This window comes from Streptomyces sp. NPDC005811, assembly GCF_040630405.1.
Classification (GTDB): domain Bacteria; phylum Actinomycetota; class Actinomycetes; order Streptomycetales; family Streptomycetaceae; genus Streptomyces.
In genome coordinates, this window is the sequence record NZ_JBEXXK010000085.1 from 1 (window position 1) to 17,699 (window position 17,699).

Genomic DNA, 17,699 nt, shown 5'->3' on the forward strand with positions numbered 1-17,699 from the left:
CGGTGGCCAGGTCCCACACCCGCACCGTGCGGTCCCCGCCGGCGGTGACGGCGAGGGTGCGGCCGTCGAGGACCGTGCACGCCACCGCGGACACGGGGCCGGTGTGGCCGGTCAGGGTGTCGCGGAGGGCTGGGCTGAAAGTGCTGCCGGTGGCCCAGCGGGGTGTCCAGGTGTCGGGCGGGATGCGGTGGGTGAGGTCGCGGTGGAGGGTGGTGGCGCTTGCGCGGGCGGCATCCAGGGCGAGGACCTGCCGTCGGACGGGCGGGGTGGCGTCGTGGTGGAGGTGGAGGCCGGTGCGGTAGACGGCGGCGTGCAGGCGGGAGGTGTCGTCGTCGGCGTGGTGGAGGTGGGGGGTGAGGCCGCGGGGTTCGGCGTGGACGAGGTACTCGGCATCGGTGAGGACCTGGTCGAGGAGGCCGGCCCGGGCGGCGTGGTGGGCGAGGTGGGTGAGGGCGTAGGGGTGGGCGCGGGACCAGTCGCGGGTGGTGTCAGCGCGGTAGGGGACACGGTCGGTGAGGACACGGGTGCAGGCAGCGTGCACCGTCTCGGGGTCGGTGTCCCGGCGCAGGTACTCGGACATCGCCTCGTGGTAGAGCCGGTATGCGGAGCGGCCGTTCTCGGTGGCCTCCACGACGTAGGAGCCGGCCTGCTCGCGCAGCCACACGATGTCGTCGTCGGTGCAGGGCCGGCCGGAGATGGCGGTGGCCAGGGGTGCCCAGATGTCCTCCCACGGCAGGCCCTGGCCCTGGGCGTAGGCGAGGGGGCGAAGCAGGTCGATGGCGCGCTGGGCGTTGTGGCCGAGGCGTTGGTGGAGGTCGTGGTGCATGGCGTCGCCGACGTGGCGGGGCAAGGCGGCCCGCCATTTCGGGTCGGTGGAGTCGGGGATGGCGGGGGTGGCGGCGAGGGTGCCGGCGGTGATGCGAGCGACGAGGAAGGAGTGGCCGGCCGACTGGGCGACGGCCTCGGCGACGGGCCGGGCGGTGTCGGGCCGGTCGCGGTAGGGGGAGGCGCGGTGGGCCTGCAGGAGGGTGCGGACGGTGTAGGCGGTGAGGGCCTCGGGGTCGGCGTAGCGGTCGTTGTCGAGGTCGATCACCTGCTCGGGGGCGGTGCCCAGGCGGGGCAGGAGGTCGCGGCGGGTGCCGAGCAGCAGGCGGATGCGGCCTTGGGAGTGTTCGATGAGGGGACGCAGGAGGGTGGTGCACAGGGTGTCGGGGGTGGTGGCTTCGTCGAGGGCGTCGATGAGGACGGTCAGTGGCCGGGTGCGGTGGGTGAGGGCCTGGAGGAGTTCGCCGACCGTGGTGGCGTGGGTGCGGGCGGCGGCGCACAGGGCGTCCAGGACGTCGGCGTCGCCCAGGTGCTGGGCGTAGACGGCGGCGTCGAGGGAGCCGGGCTGGATCAGGCCGGCGTGCAGGCCGATGCTGCTCAGGGGGACGGTGCGGTGGCGCTCGGGGTGGGCGAGGGCGGCGATCAGCCCGAGGACGGCGGTCTTGCCGGAGCCGGGAGCCGCGGTGACCACCCGGCACGCCGCGTGGTCGTGGTCGCCGGGGTGGCCGAGCCAGGCGGCCAGGTCGTTCAGGGCGCTGTGGCGGCCGCTGAACCACCACGCGGGATCCGGGCCCGCATCGTCCGGGCTCGCATCGTTTGGAGCCGCGTGGTATCCCATGGCGCGTACCAGCAGCCGGGAGACGAACTCCGTTTCACGCCGCCGGTCCTGCTCGTCGAAGGCGGCGGCCTGCTGCAGGGCGAGGTCGATCCCGGTCATGCGCACGTCGTGGCGGGGGTTGGGGAAGAACGGCGGTGCTTCGCCGTCCAGGCCCACCATGGTCAGGCCAATGCGCTGGTGGCCGGGCCGGTCCGGGGAGTCGTTCATGTGCTGGACGAGCGCGTTCACCGACAGCGCCCGCGGGCCGTGCCCGGCCACCGACAGACCGGTGACCGCCTCGTGCAGCAGCCGGGGGAACGCCCCGGCCAGCGCCGGCTGGTGCGGCTGCGCGGAGGAGACCACCACCAGCCCCGACCCGGTACTCCTGCCCCACAGCGCACCCATGCGTTCCAGCGCTGCGGCGGCCATCTCGTTGCCGCCCTGGCCCACATAGCAGGCGTCCAGCAGCAGCATCACCCTCCGGATCAGCGTGCCACGCAGCATCACCCGCGTCAGCTCCGCCGTGGGCAGCGCGGTGTAGGCCAGGTCCTCGGGGTCGGTGTCGGCGGTGAGCAGTACGTGCTCCTCACCGTCGCCGAGGATCTCGCCGTGACAGGACAGGTAGAGCGTCAGCAGGTCGTCCTCGCGCCGCTCCGGAGAAGCGCAGAACGCGCGCAGGGCATCGGTCAGCTGCTGCTTGGTGGGACTGAGCGGCAGAGGGTCGTGGAGCCGGTAGCCGAGCGGCCCGGTGAACACCTCGACGACCCTCTCGCGGGCCTCGACCAGGCCGGGCCGGTCCCAGTCCCGGTTCTTCGGATAGCCGGCCACCGCCGCAGCGATCAGGTACCGCCGCGGCCCCTCACCACCCGCACTCTCCCGCGCACCGCTCACGCCAGGCCCTCGGCGATCGCCTTCCCGCACAGCGCGTCGGTCAGGTAGGAGGTCGCGTCGTGCGCGTGCACGCCGTTGGACAGCAGACCCGAGCGCACCCGCTCGCCGAAGCACGAGCGCAGGTCCTTCACCAGCGCCACCACGTCCCCGGTGGCGGCCAGGTTCGTCCAGACGAGATCGTCGCCGCCCGGCCACGCACCGCGGGCCTGCTTGCCCGCCGGATCGGGGGCGGGCTGGAGCCGGTCGAAAACCAGGTTGCGGATCCCCAGCGGCGAGCCGATCGTCACCAGCGCCCGCACCCCGTGCCCCGGCAGCGCGCACAACGCCTCGTAGGCGACCACGGAACCCAGCGAGTGCGCCACCACCACCCGCGTCTTGGGACCAATCTGCGCCATCACCCGCTCGCGGGCCTGATCGCGCGTTGACTGGTCCGTCAGGTAAGCACGCACCTGCTTCAGATCCGCGACCACCGCCCGCAGCGCCAGGCCCGCAAAGAACTTCGAGCCGGACAGGGCCCGCAGAGCGGCCTGCACCGACCGCGGCGTCGCCACCAGGGTCCCGTCAGCGCCCGGTGCCACCACCGCCGGGTCCGTCTCGGCCGCCGCCTGCCACCATGCGGCCAGGAGCTCCTGCTCGAAGCCGGCCTCGACGTCCCCGGCCGTGTAGGGCGGATCACCCGCCGCGAGCAACTGCCCGGCCGGACGGAACAGATCGCCGTAGAACCCCACCGCCACGTCCGAGTCCGACAGCAGGTCTTCGGCGGCCTCGGCCCGGCGCAGGCCATCACTCAGCGCTGGCCACCACACGGACAACAACCGGTCCTCCCCCTGCACCTGCTGCCCCATCCCGTGCACACACACCACTCGCGCCATGAACCCCACCCCAAGACAGGCGAAATCGCCCAACCAGTGAATAACGTTCCACACCTACCAGCTCGCACCACGCGTGTCCGGTGAACCCGCAGATCGATCAGCCACTCTGCTTCAACCACCCGAGCCCGCTCGACATGCCGGCGCACGTTGCCGAACCCGGCGACCTCGCAACACTGCAAAGCCGACCACCGATCCAAACGCCCTCGCCGTACAGAGCCAGCGCAACCACGGACGAGTGAAGCCAGCCGGTATCCCTTGCGCCACACATGTCGCGATTACTACGGTGTCGACTTATAGCCACTGAGCTGCGAAGACTCCGTCGTGAAGTCCGCCTCAGGATCGGCGACCTCCCAAGAAGTCCTCGTCTGCCTGGAGCGGCAGGGTCCGCGGCCGGACAACCGGCGCGTGCCCGAGGACACCGTCCGCTCCCAGCACCAGGCCAGGGTCCACTCCCACCAGCGGCTCGCCGCCGAAGGCTTCAACACCATCGTCTTCGCCGACGCCCTCTACCGCCTGGAGCCGTTCCTCAAGCGGCTCTCGCAGGCACGGGAAGCCGACCTCGGGCGCGACGGCAGCGACGGCCTGGGCGACCTGTGGCTGCCCCGCCGCTTCTTCGGCCCGGAGATCCTGCCGCTGTGGCAGTGGCGGCCGGACTCGGACATGGTGACCGGCCAGGACCGCGTCGCGGAGATCCATCTCGGGCAGCAGTACCTCACCCTGGCGCTGCGCCAAGACATCGACGGCGAGGGCGACTTTGGCTTCGACGTCCTGCTCCCCTGCCCCGTCGACCCGGAGTGCGCCGGGCAGGCATGGGCGCCGGTCCACTCGGTCACCGACCTGCACAAGGCGCTGACCGGCGCCATGGACAGCGACCCGGACATCGTCTGCACCGTCCACGGCGCCGACGACGTCGACCAGGAGGCCGACGACCACGACCTCCAGGACGACGACCCCGAAGGCCGCGCCGACCTGGAGGCGCAGTACGCGGACGCGGTCCGCGCGTGAGCCGCGCCAACGACAGACCGCACCCGCACCCGCTCACCCCGGCCGACCTCCCGGCCGGGGATGAGTGGTGGCACGGCTGCCGCGACTGCCACCTGCCGATCCAGGGCGGGGCCGCCAGCCTCGCCGCGCACCGCCGCACCGTCCACACCGCCGCCGGTGATCCCCGGCGGCCCATCACGATCCACCTGGACCTCTGACCGGCGGGCCCGGATTCCCAAGTTTGGGAAACCGAGCCCGGCGTGACGGGCGCTCCGTGCCGTCCCGGCCTCCAGCAGACGAAGGCCGGGACGGTCGCGGTGGTCCCTCACCACCGAGCACAGAGAGGAGCTGGACGTCATGAGCCTGCGCATCTACGAGGTTGACGTCCCGATACACGACACCACCGACCCGCCCCGGCGCGGCTGTGACTGAGCGGCTCAGTTGGCCATTCTGAGCGTCGCACTTGGCCGCAGAGTCCTGCTGACGGCGAGGCCCAGGAACAGGCCGCGTACGAGCACGGGATGCCACAGCGGAACTCACTTGGTTACCTGTGATCCTGCAGGATGTGCTTCTCCGCGCCAGTGAGTACGCAGGGAGCGATCAGTCACTCCGGCCGATGCTCCGAGGCTTCGAAGTCTGGGGTGGTGTAATCCGGACTGGTGAAGCTCGGCCGTGGGCTGGCCGCCGGGCCCTCGTTCGGGCTGCTGAAGCCTGGGCGGTCGTAGCCGACGCGCGGGATACGGTTGGTCGACGCCGACGGTGTCGTGCTGCGGAGCAACCTCGTGGCGCCAGGGTCGGCGAGGGCCTCCCGCAGGAACGGCAGGATGCCCTGCTCCAAGAGAGCCTCGCGCCAGGCCTCCTTGGCCCGGGCCACCTCCTCGCTCAGCTCGCCGTACGGTCCGGCCTCCAGCGAGGGCCGACTTCGCAGGGCAATGGCTAGCAGAGCCACGAGCGCGCCCGCGAGCACCGCCCCGGAGACCCACCCAGCCGTGTTCATGGAGTGGGCGGACTCCGACCCGGCTTTGAATGACTTGAGGAGGAGGCTGGCAAGGAAGAAGATCGCAGTGGCGGCTCCGGACAGGACGGCGACAGGAGCGACGAAAAACGAGAACCTGCCGGATCCGTCTGCCTCTGCGGGCACCGGGATCCTTGCGTGACCTTCTGGCCGTACATGCAGTCCGAGCACGGCTGCTAGAAGGCGACGAGGGTAGGACATCCTGGCCCACCGCTGCGCAGCGACGCCGCCGGTCAGGCGGCTGGCCGACTGTACGACGTCCACGCCGTCAGCTGCCGGGAGCTCCACTGTGACCGTGTCCCTCGCGCCGGGTTGATGAGTGGCCCAACCGGTGGACGGTGCCGGCTGGTGCAATTCCTCGCGGACCTTCACGTAGTGCTGGTACTCGGTTGCCGCGGCCGCCGTGATGAGTGCGGTGGCGTTGAGCGCCATGGTGCGCAGCTGTTCGTGGTTGAGCCGCTGTCCGACCGCAGTGAGTTCCGGGCGGTGTGGTGCGGAGCGCAGCACCTCATCGAGGATCCGCTCGTACTCCTGGCGGTCTTCGCTGAGCAGGTGTTGCGGAACGCTGTTCAAAGCCCCTCCTCCCCGCTCACCGGCCCTTGGCGCCATCGTGACGTGCCGCGACCATCCAGGCGAGAGCCCGCTCTTCCGGACGAGTCCATGGGCAAGGGCGCGCCCTCAGGACGCGAGGACTCTGATAGCTGTGCTCGGTCCGCAGAGGGTTCCCCGGGGCTGGGACCCTGCGTGCGAGTCATCGCGGCAGACGGCCTGGGCAAAGACCTTGGATGGGCAGAAGGCAGCGGTTGTTCGTCAGAAGCGGTGGCCTGGGCCAGGCCCGAAGAAGGCGCGGGACGGGGTTCCGTGAGGGACGGAGGAGTGGACGGATCAGCAGCGGTTGTGGCACCTGTGGCTGGTGTCCCGCCCACGGGGTCAGCAGTGGCAGCCCCACTGCCCGCCGCAGCCGTCTCCGCCGGATCGGCTGACTGCCGATCGCCCGTCAGCACCTCGCTCACCGTCTGGACGCGGGTGAGTTGGGTAAGCAGCATGGGCGCCGACATTCCGACAACGAGGGCGGCGTACGCACCGCTGATCTGTCCCGTGGTGCCGAACAACACTGCGGCACCGGAACCCATCAGGGTGTGCACGATGGGCGCGACAAGGTCGGTGGAGGCGTCGAAATGCTCTCGAAACCGCGGCGCCTGCCTGGCTGCCCGCAGGCAAGAGAGACGAACGGCCTGCCACGACAGGAATCGTGTGTACAGGTCCACGGCTCCACGCAGCAGACCGCCCGCCGCCCCCAACACGATCAGAGTCGGGACGTCCACGGTTTCTCCCGGATGATGGCGCTGGCGCCTGGCTGGGAACTTATGGACACCAGAAGAGCGTAGAGCCCGGCATGAGCGACAGGGAAGGGACTGAGAGGGCGCCTCCTCGGTCAACTCCAAGCGCTGACACCGAAGGTTCCACCTACCGCGACTCGGCTCACCCGAGCAGGTCGGTGCTGCGCGCCAAGGCGGCCAAGTGAAGCACTCAATGGCCAACTGAGGTGCTCAGTGTGCGACACGAAGTCGCTCCAGGTAAGTAAGGAAAGCCACGTGAAGGAGGTATCGATCGGCTGAACTTCGGGCCAGTGTCCAAGGCCCGTCCCCGCGCTCCCATGCGTCGCTGGTAACGGCGGGGTGTGAAGCGGAGCGTTCAAGCCCAAGAGCATCCCGGCCATCGGGGTGCAACAGGCGAGGGGAAGGCTGGACGGGCGAACGAAAGTGAACCCTCGATGATGCCCCGTGACGTTAAGACCGCGCTGATGGCGTGCTGGCGGCGGTCATAGGACCCGGTGCTGGAAGGCACCAAGCGACCTTCGGGTAACTGAGCCCGGAGGGAGGACACCGCTGGTCCCGGGGTAGAGGGGGCGCCCACCCCAGCCGCGTCTTACTGGTGCGGAACGTGGAAACCCCGACGGGGTCCAAGCCTCGGCTTGGTAGGCCGACCGCAAGGAAGGCTGAAGTCCCCGGCGGGAGAAGGAAGATCCAAGAAGCGAAGGCCGGCAGGCCGAAAGGCCGGAGGAAACCGGGAGTTGGGACCTTCACCCGCTCTCGCATAACTCGCCGGATACGGGTCCTGGTGGCCCGGCCCGAAAGGGCGCCCACGTGGATCAGGTGAGCCTTTGAAGTCACCACTGCAAGGAAGCCGGAACCGAGGGACAAGTTAGACACCGGAGGCGAACATGGAGGTCACGGCGCCTGTCGTGATGCCCTCGCCTGCGGTGAACGGACCCGAGGACGACTTACTCGACTGGCACGGCATCGACTGGGCCACCTGCGAGGAGAACGTACGGCGGCTGAGGCAGAGGATCTTCAAGGCGACGCAGGACGGGGACCTGAAGAAGGTCCGCAACTTGCAGAAGCTCATGCTGAGAAGCCGCAGCAACACGCTGGTCAGCGTGAAGCGGGTGACGCAGCAGAGCAGTGGTCGCGAGACCGCTGGCATCGACGGGGAACGGGCCCTCACGCCGAAAGCGCGAGGCACGCTGGCGGCCGAGATCCATCGGTCGTCGAAACCCTGGAAGGCCAGGCCGGTCAAGCGAGTGTTCATCCCGAAGAGCAACGGGAAACAGCGACCGCTCGGCATTCCGGTCATCCGTGACCGGGTCCTCCAGGCCCGCGTGAAGAACGCGCTGGAACCCGAGTGGGAAGCGCGGTTCGAGCCGAGGTCCTACGGCTTCCGGCCCGGCCGCAGCTGCCAGGACGCGATATCCGCGATCTTCTGGACGGTAAAGGGCAAGAACCCGAAACGTCTGTGGGTCCTGGACGCGGACCTGTCAGCGGCATTCGACCGCATCGACCACCACCACCTCATGACCATGCTCGGACAGTTCCCCGCCAGGGATCTGATCCGCGGCTGGCTGAAGGCAGGCGTGATCGACCGCGGCCGGTTCGCACCGACCGAGGAGGGCACTCCTCAAGGCGGTGTGATCAGCCCGCTATTGCTGAACGTCGCTCTGCACGGACTGGAACAGGCCGCAGGGTGCCAATACACGGTGCGGGCCGGGCGCGAGCCCGGCGCCATGCCGGGCACCCCGGTGCTGGTGAGGTATGCCGACGACTTCGTCGTGCTCTGCCACGACGAGGAACAGGTGCACCAGGTCAGGGCCCGGCTAGAGGACTGGCTGGAGCCGAGAGGTCTTCGCTTCAACGAGGAGAAGACCCAGGTCATTCACCTGGAAAAGGGGTTCGACTTCCTCGGCTTCACCGTCCGCCGGACGGGCCAGAAGCTGATCATCAAGCCGAGTACAGCGGCCTGCGCGGGGCTCCGGGCGCGATTACGGACCGAGGTGAAGGCCCTGCACGGGTCCAATGCCGAGGCTGTGTTGCGCAGGCTGATCCCGATCGTTCGCGGTTGGGCGTCCTACTACCGGGGGGTGGCGTCCTCGACGACGTTCTCGTCGTTGGATCACTACATGTGGCGGCTGACCTTCAAGTGGGCCAGGCGTCGTCACCGCAACAAGTCGAGGTACTGGGTCGTGGACCGGTACTTCGGAAGGTTCCACCCGTCCCGGCGTGATCGGTGGGTGTTTGGTGACCGCGACAGCGGCGCCTTCCTCATCAAGTTCGCCTGGACCGGCATCGTCCGCCACCAGCTCGTCAAGGGCGGAGCGTCTCCGGACGATCCCGACCTGGCCGAGTACTGGCGGGACCGCCGCCGCAGGAAAGCGCCGCCGCCGATGGACAAGACCAGTCTTCTCCTGGCGGTCCGACAGCAGGGGCTCTGTCCTCTCTGCAAGCAGGCGCTGATCGTCGGAGCCGAGTACGAACCGGACAGCCCACGTGAGTGGATCAACTGGTTCGCGGCCTCGAAGAAGATGCTCCACAAGCATCACTTCACCTACCGGCGAGACGGCGGCGGGGACGAGCGGAGCAACCTTCGCCTCGTGCACTCCGAATGCCACCGCCAGCACCATGCTGGTGACGGCAAACGGACCACATAACCCTGCTGACCTGCGAAGCCCATGGGGCTTGCTTGAGCCGGATGCGGGGAAAGCTCGCACGTCCGGTTCTGAGGGGGCCGGGGATCAGCAATGGTCTCCGGCTACCCGACCACAGCGGCGTGCACGTCTTCACCGGCGTCGCCGACTCCCCCGCCGCGGCCCTGCGTCGCGCCCATGAGGTGTACGACGCCGCGCTCGCCGCGCAGCAGGCCGGACTCGAGAACCCCGGCAAACAGCCGGACAGCTGGGGAGCGCGCGGGCTTCGGCCCGGCTGGCAGATGGAGTGGCCCGCCGCGAAGGCCGGCCTCTGGAACAACCCCGTCAGCTCGACCACCCGCAGCGACTTCGCGCTGTAGCTCCGCCCCGGGACAGCCGCTGTGCTTGGCGGCTAGACGGCTGCCCCGGGCCCATCCATCCCGCACGAGACGAGACGGAGAACCCAAGTATGTCGTCCCTCCTGCGCATTCACGGCCGGATCGGCCAGCGCACCCTCCTACTGACGACCGCCGCCATGCGGTTGACCGGGCGGGGGCGAGCCGCATGAGCCTCGCCGCCCTGCCCGAAGGCGACTGGATCCGCAGCATCACGATCCGCCAGCCCTGGGCCACCTGCATCCTCGCCGGAAAGAGCCCGGAAAACAGGCCCGCCAACTGGCTTATGGGCAGCTCAGCAGCGATTCATGGGGTCTGATCTGGTGTTTTGTGTGGTGGACATGTCCGTGACGGATTCCGCCCCCACGGAATCTGCTTCTGATGTTGCCGCCGCGCAGCCGGGCCCCATCCGAAGGCGCGGCCTCCGAGGGGATGACGCCCCGCCCGACTCACCAGGTCTTGCCGGCCTGCTCCCGGATCGTGCGGTTAATCCGGTTGAAGAAGTTGGTCATCGCGATCTCCAGGGTGATCGAGCCCAGCTGCTCCTCGCTGAAGTGTTCGGCGGCGGCATCCCAGATCTCGTCGGTGACGCCCAGTGCGCCGTCCTGGAGTCGGGTGGCGGCCTCGGTCAGGGCGAGGGCCGCCCGCTCCTCCTCGGTGTAGAAGGGCGTCTCGCGCCACGCAACCACGTTGTGCAGCCGCTCCTCCGTCTCACCGGCCTGCTTCGCCGACTGGATCGTGGCGAAGACGCACGGGCTGCAACCGTTGATCTGGCTGACACGCAGATGGACCAGCGACAGCAGAGCCTTGTCGACGCCCCCGGAGTGAATCGCCTTGTAGAGGTGCTGGATTGCTGTGATCACGTCGGGATTGGCCGGGCTCTTCACACGTGCTTCCATCGGTCTGACTCCTTCATCGGTGGTTCATCGGTTACCTGCGCCCCTCCGGGCCCGTCATCCCCATGACGGAGCAGAGCCGAGGAAGGTAACAACATGTCCGACACCAGCCCGACGGACCCGATAGCCGAGACGTTCGAGGCCCAGCGCGACCGGCTGCGCGCGGTCGCCCACCGCATGCTCGGATCGCACGCCGACGCCGAGGACGTGGTCCAGGAGGCCTGGCTGCGCCTCTCCCGCCAGGATGCGGCGACCATCCACAACCTCGCCGGCTGGCTGACCACGGTGGTCGGCCGGATCAGCCTCGATGTCCTGCGATCGCGCCAGGCCCGACCGGAGGCCTCCTACGACGACGGTCTATCCGAGCTCGTGGTCACGCTCGACGACAATCCTGCTCCCGAGGACGATGCGGTGCTCGCCGACTCGGTCGGGCTCGCGCTCCTCGTCGTTCTGGAGTCGCTCGGGCCGAGCGAGCGGCTGGCGTTCGTGCTGCACGACCTGTTCGCGGTGCCGTTCGACGAGATCGGCCAGATCCTCGGCAAGTCCACCGCCGCCACCAAGATGCTCGCCAGCCGCGCCCGCAGGAAGGTGCAGACGATTGAGCAACCGACCGGCGTCGGACGGGAACAGCGACAGGTAGTCCAGGCCTTCCTGACAGCAGCTCGCCGCGGCGACTTCGAGGAGTTGCTGCGGGTACTCGACCCCGAGGTGAAACTGACCGTCGACACCCCGTCCGGCATGGTCGTCACCCTCGGCGCCACCAAGGTCGCAGCCGGCGCGCAACTGTCCGCCAGCGCAGCCACGCAGGGGCGGGCGGTGCTCGTCAACGGCCTCCCGGGGACCATTTCCTGGCGCGAGGACGGCACCCCGCTCTCGGTCCTCGCGTTCACCGTCGTCGACGGCCGGATTACTGACATCACGGTCGTGATCGACCCGGCCAAGCTCGCGGTGATGAACCTGCCGAAACCAGCGTGAGGCCCTGCCGAGGCAGTCGCCGCCAAGCCGCATCATCAGGGCAACGGCCGTTCGCTGCGGAGCCTGCGGATCTCACCGTATGCGGTCTCCAGTCGTCGGGCGAGGTCGCTGTTCTCGGCTCGTAGCTGCTTGATCCGTGCGAGCGCGGCCTCCAGCCGGCGCTGGATGGATGCGACCGACGCGGGCTGTGAGCCGGTCCGCTCGGTAGCGGGCTGGCGATTCTGCAACTGCCGGATGGCTGTGACGAGGTCGGGCTGGGTGTATAGCCACGACCGCGACACCCCGGCCGTCTTCGCGATCGCCGCGAAGCTGGTCCGGCCGCCACTGCGTCGGGCTGTCGAGATGGCCTTCTCGGCGTCATGGCGGGCGCGTTCGCTGCGGCGCCGGGTGGCCTCGGCCAAGGCGCCGGTGTTGTCAGCTGGCGGCATCGACGTCCTCCACCTGACCGCCGACGACGATCTGGTTCTCGGTGGCCCCTTCGAGAGCGCCGATGATCGTGTCGAGCTTGCCGAGGGTGCGTCGGTTCTTCTCCGCGACCCGGGCGAGCCCGGACTGCTCGGCTTGGGCGATGAGTTCGCTGGTCTCCTGCCGCTGCTGGCGGTGCTGCTGGAGGAAGTCGCCGGTGGTGATGAAGAACCGGCAGTCCAGGCAGGGGTTGGCGTACTCGCAGTCGGTCTGCACCGGGGCTCCGCAGTAGCCGTTGGGCAGCGTCACCTTCGCGCGGACCAGGCTCATCTTCGCCCAGGCCGCCCCGGCGAGCGGGTGATCGGCGGCGATCTCGGCCTTCTGTCCCTCGTGGTTGACCTTGAGGGCGTTCTCCCAGTGCCGCCGCAACGTCTTGTCGTGGAGCTTGGCGTAGACGGCGGTCATGGCCGGCGACATGTGATCGAGCAGGGTCTGGATCACGGGCTGGGGAACGTCGGCGTTGATCATGCGTGTGGCCAGGGTGTGCCGGAACTGGTGGAAGGTCACCTTCACCGGGCGGCCGTGTTCGTCGGTGAGGCTGAGCCGCTCCAGCCAGATCGCCAGGTGGTCGCGCAGGCGGCGGTCGCTGACCGGCTTGCTGCCGTCGACGTTCTTCAGCGTCGCAGGGAAGAGCCACTTGCAGCCCTGCGGAAAGCGCTCAAGGACGGCCTGCTGCTGGCGGCCGATCTCGGCCGCGAGTTCCTCGCTCAGCGGGAAGAACGCCGGACGGTCGTGGATCTTGCGGTTGAGCCAGGCCAGGTAGGGGTTGTTCTCGGCGTCCCGGACGATGCAGTCGAAGGGCAGCCAGCGGGCGTCCTTCGTGCGCAGACCGCAGGCCATGAGGATCTTCAGCAGCACCCGTCCGTCGTCGGACGGGAACTGCGCGACGGCCTCGGGAGCCTCCAACTGCCGCATGAGGTGCTCGGGGATGAACCGCGGCTTCAGCCCACGCGGCTTGGGCGCGTCGTCGTAGATCAGCGCGCTGCGGGCCAGGTCGGGTTGCCACTCGTAGCGGTGGACGTCGCGCAGGAAGACGCCGACGCAGCTGATGGCGCGCGAGCGGAAGTGCTCGCTGTGCCCTTCGGCCTGCAGGGCAGCGAACCAGGTCTCGATGCGGGCTCGGTTGAGCGCCCCGGGTCCGGCATCGACGCCGTCGACATCGGCGAAGTGGCAGGCCAGGCGGGTGATGGCCTGGACGCTGGTGGTCAGGCCGGCCGGGTTGCTGCCGCGGGTCAGCCGCCAGCGGGCCCAGCGCTTGGTCAGATCCCGCAGCCAGGGCTGGCCGATGCCGCTGAAGTGCAGGCGGCAGCAGTCCTCGTTGGCCAGGTCGAGCAGCCGCAGATCCCAGCTGTCACGAGGGAACTGGTCGGCCCACGGATCGTCGGCGATCAGCAGCCGCTGCAGCTCGAACCGGGTGTCGCGGATGAACGCGTAGGACAGCGACTGGTAGCCCTTTCGCGCGACGTGGCAGAACTCCAGCCACTGCGTCTCGTCCCAGTCCATCAGGCTGCGCACGCCCGATTCGCGGATCCAGCTCAGCGCGCGGGTCACCGTGCGCGGAGCCGTGTGCCGGTTCCCGAGGTCGGCCCGGCGCTGCAGCCCGAACTGCACCTCCAGGCGGGCCTGGCGCCCCAGGTCGTGAAACCGGATGTAGGGGTCGCGCCGCAGCTCCAGGCGCGCGAACCACTCGATCAACTGGTCGTCCGGCAGCTCGGGATGGCCGTTATTGCGCCAGCGGATGTAGTGCCGCCGGCACAACACCGAACCGGGCCCCGTCGTCCACCACGGGCAGCCGGGCAGCACACAGTCCCGCTCGCCGTGCGGCGGTGCCTCGTAGCGCGCGGTGGCCAGCCACGTGTCCAGGTCCGGCGCCCCGGCCGCCTGCCACAGCTCGGTGTGCCGGGTGCAGATCCGCGGAGCGCACCCGTTCATCGAGCGGCGGCAGCCCGTTACCGCGCAGCCCCGGATGACGCGGTGGTGCCGGTGGTAGGCGTCCTCGCCGGGCACCCACGCCTCGAACTCGGGCCGGCCCGCCTGCACCCACCGCTGGTAGTGCGCGGCGCACAACCGCTTGACCGAGTAGCTCAGCATCCGCTCGCACGACGGAATGCGGCACTCACCCTGAAAGAACACCCTGCTGTCGCGCGGCGGATAGAACTCCTCGCCCCGGAACTCCGGCCGCACGACCTCCATGAGCCGCTCCAGCAGGCCGGCCTGCGGCTGGATGCGCTCCAGCGTGCTCACGCCTTCACGCTCCCGTTGCTCAGCAGCCCTGCCGAGATAAGGACTTCCCGATGATCCTCCACCGTCAGATGCGCGTAGATCTGTTCCGTGACCTGCGACGACGCATGCCCCAAGAGCTCGGCCACGACCTCGATGGGAACCTTGGCCCGCAGCAGTCGGGTCGCCCAGCTGTGCCGCAGCACATGCGGTGTGAAGTGCCCGATCCCCGTCCGCCTGCGCAGCCGGGCCGCCAGGTCCTCGATCGCGCTGCGGGTCATCGGCGCCCCCACCGGAGGCCGGAACAGGTTCACGAACACGTAGTCGCAGTCCAGGACGCCGTACTCACTCTCCATGTAGTCGGCGTAGGCGTCGAAGACCTCGACCCCGGCCGGGACCGTGCGGGGCTTCAACCCCTTCACCCGGGCAGCGTTGACGTTGCTCTCCCGGGGAACGACACGCACCTCCCCGGCCCGCAGCCGCAGGTCCTCGTGCCGCAGCCCGAGCGCCTCCCCGATCCGCAGCCCCGTCTCCGACAGCAGCACGAGCAGGAACCGGTCCCGCAGGCTGGCGCAGGCGTCGACCAGGCGCCGGGTCTCCCCGGCGGTCACCGTGGCCGGCGCCTTGGACGCGGTGATGATGCGGATCGGGCTGTAGGACTCCGACCCCGGCCCGTGGCGCCGGGTATGCGCGAGCATCGGCACGTACCGGCCCATCGGCCTCGGTCCGGTCAGCTCCCCGAGCAGGGCTGGCACGGTCTCGTCCCGGCGGGCGTGGAACCGGTAGAGCCCGGCGAGCGCGGCCCGCTTGCGTACGAGCGTGGTGTTGCTGACCGCGGGCGGCGTGCCCGGCAGCTGGTACACACCGGGCTGACGCGCTGGACGCGATCGCTGCAGCCAGGCGAAGAACTCCGCGAGGTCCTCCAGGCCCAGGCGACGGAAGTCGGCGTCGCGCTGGCCGGCCCACTCGAAGAAGTCCCGCAGGTCGTGCGCGTACGCCTCCACGGTGTACGGCGAACGTCCCGTCGCGGTCAGATGGCCCAGGTACACATCCGCCGCCTCGACAGGCAGACCGCCGTCGTCGATGACGGTGTACGACACCCGATCCGCGTTTGGAACCCGCACCCGCTGAACTCGCATAGCTCCCCGCCCTGCGTCGATGACACGATCACACCGGGTGTCCTCAACGGGCCCTCGGTGCTGCCCACGTCAACGACGAAGACGTCGAAGACGGCACGCAGCGAGCTGTTCATAACCACCCGGTGGCGCGGCACCCTGCTCATCCATGCCGGATCCGAGGTCGACATCCCGGCCCTGGCCCTGGACACCGTCCGGGAGGCCCTGGACGACCGCCATGAGTTGGTGCGTGGCTCGGTGGTCGCCATCGCTGACCTCGCCGGCATCCACGCCGACGACGGCCCGTGCACGCCGTGGTCGCAAGAGGGCTGCTTCCACTGGGAGCTCGCCCGGGTGCAGCGGCTGACCACGCCCGTCCCGGCCCGCGGCTCCCAGCGCCTGTGGAAGCCCACCCCGAAGCTGCTGCGCGAGATCACCGACGCCAACCCGCATCTGTCCGTTCGGCTCGCCGCCGCGAGGGCGGCGTGATGGGCGGCAAGTTCACCGACTGGGCCGAAGCCCTCGACACCTCGGCTCTCACCCTGGAACCGGATTCGGAAGACACCGCCGGCCACAACGCCGCTGCGTCCCGCCTCGTTGCGCGCAACGCCCGCGACAAGGAGGACCTCGCCGACCTCCTGGACGCCATCGGGCTGCCGGCCGCTGAGGACGACCTCGTGCCGCTGCTGCCGCTGGTCCTCTCCCCCACCGACCACCCCGCCACGGGAGATCTCATGACCACCTCCACCCCGACGACCAACGCCTTCTTCGCCGTGGCGGTCTCGATGCTCAAAGAGGGCGCCGACACCGCGACCGTCCTTCAGACCGTCGACTTGTCCGAGGCCGAACTCGCCGAAGCCCTCGCCCTCGCCGGACGGCCCGCCACGGACACCCAGCCCGCCTCCAGCGACACCACGCCTCCCGGCACAGACGAGGACGCGCCGGGGGCCACGCAGGAGGAGGAAGCCGGGCCGGCCGATGTCCCGGAGCCCACCAAGCCGGACGACTCGGACAGCACTGACACAGCTCCGGGCTGCGACCGGACCGAGGAACTGCTGGCCTGGGGCGAACAGCACGACGCCCGCAGCCAGCACCTCGCCGCCCAGGCCCGGGCCGCGCTCGCCGAACTCGCCCGCCGACGCGGCAACGCCGCCGTCATCGACCAGGCCAAGGCCAAGATCGCAGCGCTGGAGGACGAACTCGCCCGCGCCCGTGAGGAGCTCCAGCAGGCCGAGGGCGGCGAGGACCTCACGGCCACCGCACCGGCCGTGCCCGCCTTGGCCGTCGCACCGGCGCCGAAGAACGAGCCGGTCCGCGCCCGCGGAGACCGGGAGACGATCCGCAGGTGGGCCAAGGCCAACGGGCTGCGGGTTGCCGGCTGCGGTGCCCTGTCCAACGACGTCATCACCGCCTACAACGCCGTCCACAACGGCGCTGAATTCGCGGAGGTGGGCTGAGATGGAGCACATACCGTTCGCCCTCACCGGCTACCTGGACCGCGGCGTCGTGTCCTGCACCCGCCCCGGCACGGCTGCCTGGCGGCTGACCTCATCCCCCGACGACTGCACCGAGGAACAAGAAGCGATCATCCCGTGCACCACCAGTGACCCGGCCCTCGCGGACAGGGTGCTCAGGTGCCAGACCGGTGACCTGCTGCGCGTCACCGGACACCTCACCCTCCCCGACACCGCCGACGGCCACATCCGGCTGGACGTCGACACCCTTGAGGTCCTGTGGGATGTGGCGCTGGAACTGGAGCACCCTCTGCCGGAAGAAGGCGACGCTGAGCCGGACGCACCGGAGACCGCAGACCACAGCGGCCGGCCCGCAGCAGTCCAGGCCCTGGCCGAAGCCCTCACCGCGCTGGGCCACCAGCCCGGAGACCAGCCAGGGATACGCCTCGTCATCGGCCCCGTCGACGACAACGCCCTGGACCTCACCCACGGCCACATCATCGACATCACCCCGGCCACCACCCACGAACTCGCCCGCGCGGTCACCGCGATATCCGCCATGCTCGCCAGCCTGCCCCCGCAGGAGGCAATCAGCCTGGACCCGCTGGCCATCGCCGAACTCACCGACTACTTCGACGACCTGGACCTCACCGAACTCACCCAGGCCGTCCTCGATGAGACCCGGCCCGAGGACCGGCTCGCGGTCACCCTCGCCCTGGACGACATGTTCGGCGACATCCCCATCACCGGCATCGACGACAACGACCAGTAGACCGCCGCCCCGCGCCCCCCATCAGCATCGACCGGCCCGGGC

At 69.7% G+C, this 17,699-nt stretch carries 15 protein-coding genes and 1 pseudogene; 9 read left to right on the forward strand and 7 right to left on the reverse strand.

Features of this window, described 5'->3' with window-relative positions:
• A partial coding sequence (locus ABZ490_RS48740; protein ID WP_359006285.1) for a caspase family protein occupies positions 1-2,533 on the reverse strand: 2,533 nt, incomplete at its 3' end.
• A complete protein-coding gene (locus tag ABZ490_RS48745; protein WP_359006288.1) occupies positions 2,530-3,405 on the reverse strand; it encodes a hypothetical protein in 876 nt (291 codons plus the stop codon). The genes ABZ490_RS48740 and ABZ490_RS48745, both read right to left, overlap by 4 nt.
• Positions 3,406-3,768: 363 nt before the next feature.
• Between ABZ490_RS48745 and ABZ490_RS48750 the strand changes: the two are divergent.
• Positions 3,769-4,410: pseudogene (locus tag ABZ490_RS48750) on the forward strand (ATP/GTP-binding protein); the annotation flags it as partial.
• On the forward strand, positions 4,407-4,607 hold the full coding sequence (locus tag ABZ490_RS48755; protein ID WP_359006291.1) for a hypothetical protein: 201 nt from the start codon (positions 4,407-4,409) through the stop codon (positions 4,605-4,607). The pseudogene ABZ490_RS48750 and the gene ABZ490_RS48755, both read left to right, overlap by 4 nt.
• Positions 4,608-4,993: 386 nt before the next feature.
• Here the strand turns inward: ABZ490_RS48755 and ABZ490_RS48760 are convergent, their stop codons facing one another.
• The gene (locus ABZ490_RS48760) at positions 4,994-5,977 is read right to left on the reverse strand and encodes a hypothetical protein (protein ID WP_359006294.1); all 984 of its coding nucleotides are present in this window, start codon (positions 5,975-5,977) and stop codon (positions 4,994-4,996) included.
• A 1,651-nt stretch (positions 5,978-7,628) separates the two neighbouring features.
• On the opposite strand from ABZ490_RS48760, the gene ltrA reads away from it, so the two are divergent.
• The 3 genes from ltrA to ABZ490_RS48775 all read left to right on the forward strand — a co-directional run bounded on the left by ltrA (position 7,629) and on the right by ABZ490_RS48775 (position 10,079).
• Positions 7,629-9,389, forward strand: coding sequence for a group II intron reverse transcriptase/maturase (ltrA, locus tag ABZ490_RS48765; protein WP_359006297.1), 1,761 nt, complete (start codon positions 7,629-7,631; stop codon positions 9,387-9,389).
• Between the two features lie 68 nt (positions 9,390-9,457).
• Positions 9,458-9,745, forward strand: a complete 288-nt coding sequence (locus tag ABZ490_RS48770; protein WP_359006376.1) for a hypothetical protein — start codon at positions 9,458-9,460, stop codon at positions 9,743-9,745.
• 184 nt (positions 9,746-9,929) lie between these two features.
• A complete protein-coding gene (locus ABZ490_RS48775; RefSeq protein ID WP_359006379.1) occupies positions 9,930-10,079 on the forward strand; it encodes a hypothetical protein in 150 nt (49 codons plus the stop codon).
• Between the two features lie 130 nt (positions 10,080-10,209).
• On the opposite strand, the gene ABZ490_RS48780 is transcribed toward ABZ490_RS48775, so the two are convergent.
• Positions 10,210-10,659 (reverse strand): carboxymuconolactone decarboxylase family protein, encoded by a 450-nt coding sequence (locus tag ABZ490_RS48780; protein ID WP_359006300.1) that lies wholly within the window; start codon positions 10,657-10,659, stop codon positions 10,210-10,212.
• Positions 10,660-10,752: 93 nt separating this feature from the next.
• Here ABZ490_RS48780 and ABZ490_RS48785 point away from each other — a divergent pair, with 93 nt between their 5' ends.
• Positions 10,753-11,631: a sigma-70 family RNA polymerase sigma factor gene (locus ABZ490_RS48785; RefSeq protein WP_359006303.1), complete on the forward strand. Its 879-nt coding sequence runs from the start codon at positions 10,753-10,755 to the stop codon at positions 11,629-11,631.
• A 35-nt stretch (positions 11,632-11,666) separates the two neighbouring features.
• Here the strand turns inward: ABZ490_RS48785 and ABZ490_RS48790 are convergent, their stop codons facing one another.
• The 3 genes from ABZ490_RS48790 to ABZ490_RS48800 are packed head-to-tail and all read right to left on the reverse strand — an operon-like array spanning position 11,667 to position 15,416.
• Complete coding sequence (locus ABZ490_RS48790) at positions 11,667-12,059, reverse strand: DUF6262 family protein (protein ID WP_359006306.1); 393 nt, start codon at positions 12,057-12,059, stop codon at positions 11,667-11,669.
• Positions 12,046-14,340, reverse strand: coding sequence for a tyrosine-type recombinase/integrase (locus tag ABZ490_RS48795; protein WP_359006309.1), 2,295 nt, complete (start codon positions 14,338-14,340; stop codon positions 12,046-12,048). Before ABZ490_RS48795 ends, ABZ490_RS48790 begins: the two co-directional genes overlap by 14 nt.
• Positions 14,337-15,416 carry a tyrosine-type recombinase/integrase gene (locus tag ABZ490_RS48800; RefSeq protein ID WP_359006312.1) on the reverse strand — a complete coding sequence of 360 codons (1,080 nt, stop codon included), beginning with the start codon at positions 15,414-15,416 and terminating at the stop codon, positions 14,337-14,339. The genes ABZ490_RS48795 and ABZ490_RS48800 overlap by 4 nt, the downstream gene beginning before the upstream one ends.
• Before the next feature lie 96 nt (positions 15,417-15,512).
• Between ABZ490_RS48800 and ABZ490_RS48805 the strand changes: the two genes are divergently transcribed.
• The 3 genes from ABZ490_RS48805 to ABZ490_RS48815 are packed head-to-tail and all read left to right on the forward strand — an operon-like array spanning position 15,513 to position 17,657.
• Positions 15,513-15,920 (forward strand): hypothetical protein, encoded by a 408-nt coding sequence (locus ABZ490_RS48805; protein WP_359006316.1) that lies wholly within the window; start codon positions 15,513-15,515, stop codon positions 15,918-15,920.
• On the forward strand, positions 15,920-16,888 hold the full coding sequence (locus ABZ490_RS48810; RefSeq protein ID WP_359006319.1) for a hypothetical protein: 969 nt from the start codon (positions 15,920-15,922) through the stop codon (positions 16,886-16,888). The genes ABZ490_RS48805 and ABZ490_RS48810 overlap by 1 nt, the downstream gene beginning before the upstream one ends.
• A 1-nt stretch (position 16,889) precedes the next feature.
• A complete protein-coding gene (locus ABZ490_RS48815) occupies positions 16,890-17,657 on the forward strand; it encodes a hypothetical protein (protein ID WP_359006322.1) in 768 nt (255 codons plus the stop codon).
• Positions 17,658-17,699: the final 42 nt, after the last annotated feature.